The 8,044-nt window shown below is 36.5% G+C and carries 6 protein-coding genes; 3 read left to right on the top strand and 3 right to left on the bottom strand.

Annotated features, from left to right (window positions below; translation table 11 throughout):
* Nucleotides 1-52: 52 nt before the first annotated feature.
* The 3 genes from ispG to HMPREF1639_RS05900 all read right to left on the bottom strand — a co-directional run bounded on the left by ispG (nt 53) and on the right by HMPREF1639_RS05900 (nt 3,530).
* Nucleotides 53-1,108, bottom strand: a complete 1,056-nt coding sequence (gene ispG / locus HMPREF1639_RS05910; protein ID WP_036764395.1) for a flavodoxin-dependent (E)-4-hydroxy-3-methylbut-2-enyl-diphosphate synthase — start codon at nt 1,106-1,108, stop codon at nt 53-55.
* 11 nt (nt 1,109-1,119) lie between these two features.
* The gene (gene rseP, locus HMPREF1639_RS05905) at nt 1,120-2,130 is read right to left on the bottom strand and encodes an RIP metalloprotease RseP (protein ID WP_036764393.1); all 1,011 of its coding nucleotides are present in this window, start codon (nt 2,128-2,130) and stop codon (nt 1,120-1,122) included.
* Nucleotides 2,131-2,351: 221 nt separating this feature from the next.
* Nucleotides 2,352-3,530, bottom strand: a complete 1,179-nt coding sequence (locus HMPREF1639_RS05900) for a 1-deoxy-D-xylulose-5-phosphate reductoisomerase (protein WP_036764392.1) — start codon at nt 3,528-3,530, stop codon at nt 2,352-2,354.
* Between the two features lie 301 nt (nt 3,531-3,831).
* Here HMPREF1639_RS05900 and HMPREF1639_RS05895 point away from each other — a divergent pair, with 301 nt between their 5' ends.
* The 3 genes from HMPREF1639_RS05895 (at nt 3,832) to clpB (ending at nt 7,546) form a co-directional block, all read left to right on the top strand.
* On the top strand, nt 3,832-4,242 hold the full coding sequence (locus HMPREF1639_RS05895; protein WP_036764390.1) for a replication/maintenance protein RepL: 411 nt from the start codon (nt 3,832-3,834) through the stop codon (nt 4,240-4,242).
* Nucleotides 4,243-4,247: 5 nt separating this feature from the next.
* Complete coding sequence (locus HMPREF1639_RS05890) at nt 4,248-4,880, top strand: hypothetical protein (RefSeq protein ID WP_036764388.1); 633 nt, start codon at nt 4,248-4,250, stop codon at nt 4,878-4,880.
* A 77-nt stretch (nt 4,881-4,957) separates the two neighbouring features.
* The gene (gene clpB, locus HMPREF1639_RS05885) at nt 4,958-7,546 is read left to right on the top strand and encodes an ATP-dependent chaperone ClpB (protein ID WP_036764386.1); all 2,589 of its coding nucleotides are present in this window, start codon (nt 4,958-4,960) and stop codon (nt 7,544-7,546) included.
* The last annotated feature ends 498 nt before the right edge of the window (nt 7,547-8,044 follow it).

Raw genomic sequence — 8,044 nt, 5'->3', positions numbered from 1 at the left:
CGAACGGCACGCTCCGTGGTGTGAGAGGGAGGAGAAAGTCCTCCCTACTCGATTACATATTATTAATTTCTTCTAGCAGGGTATCAACAATGGTTTCCTGAGGTATTTTTTGGATGATTTCACCCTTTTTAAAGAGTAGACCTACCTTGTCACCACCGGCAATACCGACATCGGCCTCTCGAGCCTCACCAGGACCGTTAACAGCGCAGCCCATGATTGCAACTGTGATGTCCTTATTTATAGACGAGATTTTTTCTTCGACCTCATTAGCCAGGTCAATTAGGTTTATATTACACCTACCGCAAGTAGGGCAGGATACGATTTTGATCTTGTCATTTAAGAGATTTAAACTTCTCAGTATATCTTTGGCTACAGGTATTTCCTCAGTTGGATCTCCTGTAAGTGATATTCTCATAGTATCTCCTATGCCATCAGCTAGAAGAGAGCCTACACCTATTGCAGATTTGATTGTACCCTTTTTTATTCCACCAGCTTCAGTAATTCCCAAGTGAAGGGGGTAGTCAACTGTTTTAGACATGAGCCTATAGGCCTCGATTGACTTGATTACATCTGAATTCTTTAGTGAAATTACTATATCATGGAAGTCAAGATCCTCAAGTATTCTAACATGTCTCATAGCAGATTCTACCATAGCCTCTGCGACAGGACCACCGTATTGTTTTAAGAGGTCTCTTTCCAGTGAACCTCCATTGACACCTATTCTGATAGGTATATTATTGGCCTTGCAGGCCTCTACGACCTCTCTAGTCTTGGCCAGGCTACCTATGTTACCTGGATTAATTCTGATACCATCAACTTGACTTTTGACAGCTTCAAGAGCTAGTCTGTGGTCAAAGTGTATATCAGCGACTATTGGTATATTTATTTCTTTTTTTATCTTGGCTATATTCCTAGCTGCATCCATATCAACTACGGCAACTCTCACTAGGTCACAGCCAACATTTTCTAATTTATGTATCTGGTCAATCGTTGCCTGGGCATCCCTAGTATCAGTAGTTGTCATTGACTGTACTGATATAGGGCTATCCCCACCTATATTTAGGTTGCCAACCCTAACCATTCTTGTTTTTCTTCTTTTGTAAGTCATTTTTCACCTTTCTAACTTAGTAGTCTGATTATGTCCTTGTATGTTACAAATAGCATTAATCCTAAAAGGGCTATTAGTCCGACTGCATTGATATAACCCTCGATCTTTGCAGGAAATTTTTTACCACCCCTAAGTCCTTCGATTAATAACATCAATATTCTCCACCCATCCAAGGCAGGTATAGGTAGGAGGTTCATCAAACCTATATTCAAGCTGATGATAGCCGTCAAGTATACTACATTTATAAAACCGCTTGTAGCTGCATTAGATACCATCTTGACAACTCCTACAGGTCCAGATAGGGCATCAGCGGCCTTGCCTGACAATTGTCCTGTTACTAGCTTCCATAAGAAGGTTAACATTGTTTTAGATGTATCGTAGGTAACCACAAAGGCTTGCTTAATGGCCTTGATGGGTTGATTCTTTTCGTATGCAGGCTGTATGCCAACCAGGTAGCGTCCTCCCTGATTTTGAGCCTTTAGTTTAACAGTGTCCACATGGTCTTTTCTTTTGTATTTGATACTTAATTCTTCTTTTCCATATTTGTTTACTAGTCTACCTATGTCGTTGAATTCACGTGTTTCTTGGCCGTTTATGGAAAGGATGATATCGTCCTTTTTAAGTCCAGCACTAGCAGCTGGTGACTTGTCAATTACGGCACCAAACTTAGTACTAGGTGTACCTATAAAGAAAAATACAGGTATCAACAAGATTACACACAAGACTATATTTACAAATGGTCCAGCAAATATTGTAAGAAATCTGTCCTTTAGAGATTTTTTGCCAAAGGAATTTGGGTCATTAGATTCTTCATCTTCACCTTCCATAGCTACATATCCACCTAGTGGAATCATTCTTATGGAATATTTAATACCTCCAGATTCTTTTGAAAATAATTGGGGTCCCATTCCTATGGAAAATTCGTGTATAGTTACACCAGCCCTCTTGGCTAGTAAAAAATGTCCTAGTTCGTGGACAAATATTATCAGTCCGAAGACCAAAATTGCAACAATTATATTCATAATTCACCTACCTTTTTTTTATTAATACATAGTTAGAAACCGGTTGATTATGAGGATTTTAAAAAAATATGGATATTAGTTTAGAACAACCAGTTTCAACTTATATGTAAATACTACATTAAAAGCCTTGAATTATGCTTAAAATAAGTAAGACAAGACTTTTTATTTATTTTTTATTATTTCTTACCCACTTATAGCTTATTTATGCCTACTATATATGGTTAGCCAAGTATAGATTCAATATAGTCTCTGGTCCAGGCATCTGTAGCTAATATATCATCTAGTGTAGGACGGTCTATAAAGCTGTGTTCATCCATTGCCTGCTCTATATACTTTGGTATGTCGTAGAAACCTATTTTATCAGCCAGGAATTTTTCCACAAGGACCTCGTTCGCTGCATTTAGGACAGTAGCAGTGCTGCCCCCCTCTTTTAGGGCCCTATAGGCAAGAGCCAAACATGGGAAGGTATCTAGGTTAGGTTTCTCAAAATTAAGACTTGCTATTTTGAAGAGGTCAAGCCTTTCAAAGTTGCTGTCAATCCTCTTTGGATATGTCAAGGCATACTGGATAGGGACACGCATATCTGGACACCCTAGCTGGGCTATCACAGATGAATCTTCAAACTGAACCATGGAGTGGACTATACTTTCTGGGTGCACATGGACCACTATATCTTCTGGCTCAACATCAAACAACCACTTAGCCTCTATAACCTCCAAGCCCTTGTTCATAAGGGTAGAGGAGTCTATACTTATCTTTTGTCCCATTGACCAATTAGGATGTTTAAGAGCAGCTGACTTGCTGACCTTTATCAGGTCTTCTTTAGGCCTGCCCCTAAAAGGACCCCCTGATGCAGTGAGTAGAATTTTGTCTATTTTGTTAGAGTCTTCTCCATTTAGGCACTGGAAGATAGCACTGTGTTCGCTATCTACTGGTAGTATCTTGGCCTTGTATTGCCTTGCTAGGTCCATGACTATTTTACCAGCGGTTACTAGGGTTTCCTTATTGGCAAGGGCTATAGTTGTAGAATTTTTTATAGCTTCTACAGTAGGTAGTAAACCGATCATACCGACTACCGCTGTCACCAAGATATCTATTGTCTTTGATGAGGCGATTTTTATCAAGCCCTCGTGACCCTTGTAGACCTCAAGTTGGGACAAATTTGGATTTGTAGACTGATTTGTTTTAACAATGTCTAAAAAATCTTGGTAGGCTGTATCATCAAATATAGCCACTGACTTGGGTTTAAATTCATTTATTTGTTCTAATAATTTTTCTATGCTTTTATTTACAGTTAGTCCCTCAACTTGATAGTCATTGGGGTTTCTTCTGATTACATCAAGCGTTTGACTTCCTATGGAGCCTGTGGATCCTAGGATGGATATATTTTTCTTCTTCATTATAGTGTCACTTCCTTTTTAAAATGCTTAGTATATTATAGCATAAGTGGATTGAGTATATATAAAAGAAAAAATATTTTTTTTATAATAGTTTATCTCTTGTTTTGTATAGCGGCCAGGCAATTGGCTAATTTTTGAGATAAAGAGCAAGAAAAAAGTTATATAAAAAGATAAACATTATTTATATAAAATGATAAATAATGGTCTTTTATTAGCTTGACGTCTGAATTTTTTGGGAGTATATTATAGAAAAGATAAAGATTTTGGCGAGCTTAGTTGTAGATGTAAGGAAGTGATAAGATTGTTTGATTTGGAACATAGACCAAGAAAGTTGGATAAGGACAGGTATAGTGAGAGCCAGATGGTAAACTATAAAAAGGAACCTGATCGTTTTATAAATATATCCCCTAATAACTATATTAGGTCCCTAAAGGATACTACATCAAAGAAGGCTATGATACCTATGGCCCTAATTAGTTTGATGGACAAGAACAACAAGATATATATGACTCTAGATGACTTGTCAGAGAAATTAGACTATCCAAAGACTGGTTTATCAGTATTGTTTGGTATCTACAAGGAGATGGATTTTTTGAAAAAACTAAGAAATGGTCTTTATATGGTAAATCCATTGATATCTTATCGTGGGTCAAAATATGAGAGAGATAAACTAGTTAAGGAATATAATTCCGTATACAAGGGAAAGAAGTGATAGATATGAATTATACATTTGATAGAGATATAATGAGGTGGTTTGATTACTTATTTGAAAATCGGACTAATACCCTAAGGGTAGATAACTTTATATGTAATATGTACGATGAACTTGTCTATGAGAGTATGGGAAAGAGGCTGCCTCTTCCAGTAAAGAAGTTTAAGGATGATAATGTAATTAGCCTAGAAAAAAAAGGTTCAAACTTTTGGACCATAAGTTTTTTGCTTCCATCAAAATATGTTTATAGGTTGAGAGAAAATGTCCACCCTTATTTTGGACACTATATATATGAAAATATATCAATTTACAACAATGATGAGGTCTATTCCCTTATAAATAAGTATATTGCAGATATATTAAATTTTATGGTCGATTATGTATATTATCCTGAAGAGGGTGATTATTACATTGATTATAGGGATGACTTTATTAAGACCTGTTCTAGTTTGGAATTAGGGAAGAGGGTTTTGATTACGGATGACATATATATGTGGATTAAGTCTGACGAAGAAATAGATTTTGTAAATAGGTCTAAAAGTTTCAATATGAAGCTAAGATTTGACTCTAGCAGCGGACAAGAATTAATGGATGCCATAATAGATTTAAGTAGGTCGATACTCCTTACTAGGAGGTGACCCAGGTTAAAACACAAAAATATATAGTATTTTAAATAGTAGATTGAAGAATCTAGAATTGAAAGGATGTGTAAAGAATGAATGTAGAAAAAATGACATTGAGAGTGCAGAATGCCTTAAATGATGCTTTTTCAGAGGCTGTTAGAAACAATAACCAGCAGGTGGATGTGATTCACCTACTATATGCCTTGCTTGATCAAGAAGATGGTTTGATTCCCAATGTAGTAGAAAAAATGAATATAAGTTCTGACTCTTTAAAGAAGTCCATAAAAAATGAAATAAGTAAGTTACCAAGTGTCACTGGGGCAGGGGCTAACTCACAGGGGGTCACTGCAACAAGGGCCATAAATGAAGTTATGCTGGATGCTGAAAAAATAGCGGATGATTTTAAAGATTCATATATAAGTGTTGAGCATATAATGTTGGCCATATTTGATAGGGAGAAATCATCAAGTATAGGTAGAATATTTAGTCAGTATGGCTTGGTCAAGCAGGAATTTCTAAATGTTCTCCACCAGGTCAGGGGTAATCAGAGGGTAGATAGCCAGGATCCTGAGGGAACATACGATGCCCTTGCTAAATACGGAACTAACCTAGTCAAGCTTGCTGAAAATAATAAGTTGGACCCTGTTATAGGGCGAGATGAAGAAATCAGGAGGGCGATAAGAATCCTATCTAGGAGGACAAAGAATAATCCGGTCTTGATAGGTGAGCCTGGTGTTGGTAAGACTGCTATAGTCGAAGGTTTGGCCCAGAGAATAGTCAAGGGCGATGTTCCTGAAGGTCTAAAAAACAAGATTGTATTCTCTTTGGACATGGGAGCCCTAATAGCAGGAGCAAAGTATAGGGGTGAATTTGAAGAGAGACTAAAGGCAGTATTGAAAGAGGTATCTAGTTCTGAAGGCAAGATAATCCTATTTATAGATGAGATACATACAATAGTTGGGGCAGGAAAGACTGAAGGTTCAATGGACGCAGGAAACCTAATAAAGCCTATGTTGGCAAGAGGTGAACTTAACTGTATAGGAGCAACTACATTTGACGAATACAGGAGATATATTGAAAAGGACAAGGCACTAGAAAGAAGGTTCCAGCCTGTAATAGTTGATGAGCCTAGCCTTGAGGATACAATATCTATCCTAAGAGGTCTAAAGGAAAGGTTTGAAATACACCATGGTATCAGGATACATGACAATGCTATTGTTGCAGCTGCAAAATTATCTGACAGGTACATACAGGACAGGTTCCTACCAGACAAGGCTATAGACCTAATAGACGAGGCAGGTGCCATGATCAGGTCTGAGATTGACTCCCTACCAACAGACCTAGATATAGTTAGAAGAAGGCTATTTATGCTAGAAACTGAGAGAGAAGCCCTTCTTAAAGAAGAGGACGAAAAATCAAAGTTGAGGTTAGGAGAATTGGAAAAAGAGCTAGCTGATTTGAAGGAAGAAAATGACAGTATGACAGCTAGGTATGAGAAGGAAAAAAACAGGATTATGGAATTAAAGGTCCTAAAGTCTAACCTAGATGAAGCTAGAGCCAAGGTTGAAAAGTATGAAAGAGAATACGACTTCAACAAGGCAGCAGAGGTTAAATTTGGCCAAATACCTAAATTAGAAGAGGATATCAAAAACTTTGAAGAAAAGTATGACAATGACAAGGCTGACAGTCTTTTGAAAGAAGAAGTAACAGAAAATGAGATAGCAGATATAATATCAAAATGGACTGGTATTCCTATCAGCAAGCTAGTTGAAACAGAGAAGACCAAACTATTAAATCTAGAAAAGCAGTTGCATAAAAGGGTTATAGGTCAGGATGAGGCAGTAACAGCCGTATCTAATGCAATACTAAGGTCTAGAGCAGGACTTGGTGACCAGAAAAGGCCTATAGGATCATTTATATTTTTAGGACCTACAGGAGTTGGTAAGACAGAATTAGCCAAAACCTTGGCTAGAGATTTGTTCGACAGTGAAGACAGTATAGTCAGGATAGACATGTCAGAGTATATGGAAAAACATAGTGTATCAAGACTAGTTGGACCACCTCCAGGATACGTTGGCTATGAAGAAGGCGGCCAGTTGACAGAGGCAATACGTAGAAAGCCATACTCTGTCATTCTATTCGACGAGATTGAAAAGGCCCATGACGACGTGTTTAACATATTCTTGCAGATATTGGATGATGGTAGGTTGACTGACAATAAGGGTAAGACTGTAGACTTCAAGAATTGCTTGATTATAATGACTTCTAATATAGGTAGTGCAACCCTACTAGAGGCTGGCGGTCATATAGACGAAAATATTAGTGAGAGTGTACTGAAACAGATGAGGTCAAGATTTAAGCCTGAATTTTTAAATAGGGTTGATGATATCATAATGTTTAAGCCACTTATGAAGGATGAAGTGAAGAAGGTAATAGATATTTTCTTTGCTGAACTAGCTTCTAGGCTGGCAGAAAATGATATAAGGGTAGAGCTAACAGATGAAGCCAAGGACCTAATGATTGAAGAAGCATACGACCCTGTTTATGGGGCTAGACCACTTAAGAGGTATATTTCTAGAAATATAGAGACTATACTAGCAAAGAAAATAATTGGTGGTCAGATAAAACCAGGAGATAATGCAAGAATTTATGTAAAAGAAGGCCAAATAGAAATTTCATAAAGTTGGAGATAATCTTTATTAAGTAAGATGTTTACATTTGTGAATTGATGTATAAGATGTCTTTAAAAATATAAAATTTATTGTCTCAGATGATAGCCTAATTTAACATAATAATGTATATTTGGATAAAAGTATAATATAGTAAATAAAAGTAGCTTTTTGGGGTGTATAAAATAAGATTATATACCCCACTTTTATTTTATAAATACACATTGCAATTTAAAGAATTTTGGTTAATTAAATTAAAAATAATAGGTAGGTTGTTTGATTTTCAATTAAAAATACGGGATAAGAGGCAAGTAACTTTCTATTATACTTGAAAGATTCTACTTAATTTAAAGAATTTAAAAAATTGTTTGACAATACTGAAAATTACGGTTATACTTTAAGAGAACTAATTAAATTTTGATTATTTTAAGGAGGAGTTCAAAATGAGTATCAAGTTTAAAGACATTATTGTCGTAGGTTTTGCACTATTCGCAATGTTCTTTGGTGCTG

The sequence above is a fragment of the Peptostreptococcus sp. MV1 genome (genome assembly GCF_000758885.1).
Taxonomy (GTDB): Bacteria; Bacillota; Clostridia; order Peptostreptococcales; family Peptostreptococcaceae; genus Peptostreptococcus.
The sequence above is the reverse complement of the archived record's forward strand: the minus strand, read 5'-3'. Positions and strand labels throughout refer to the sequence as shown.

Bases quoted from the DNA above. Each gene is read 5' to 3' on its own strand.
- ispG (WP_036764395.1), bottom strand. From the start codon at position 1,108: ATGACTTACAAAAGAAGAAAAACAAGAATGGTTAGGGTTGGCAACCTA.
- rseP (WP_036764393.1), bottom strand. From the start codon at position 2,130: ATGAATATAATTGTTGCAATTTTGGTCTTCGGACTGATAATATTTGTC.
- HMPREF1639_RS05900 (WP_036764392.1), bottom strand. From the start codon at position 3,530: ATGAAGAAGAAAAATATATCCATCCTAGGATCCACAGGCTCCATAGGA.
- HMPREF1639_RS05890 (WP_036764388.1), top strand. From the start codon at position 4,248: ATGAATTATACATTTGATAGAGATATAATGAGGTGGTTTGATTACTTA.
- clpB (WP_036764386.1), top strand. From the start codon at position 4,958: ATGAATGTAGAAAAAATGACATTGAGAGTGCAGAATGCCTTAAATGAT.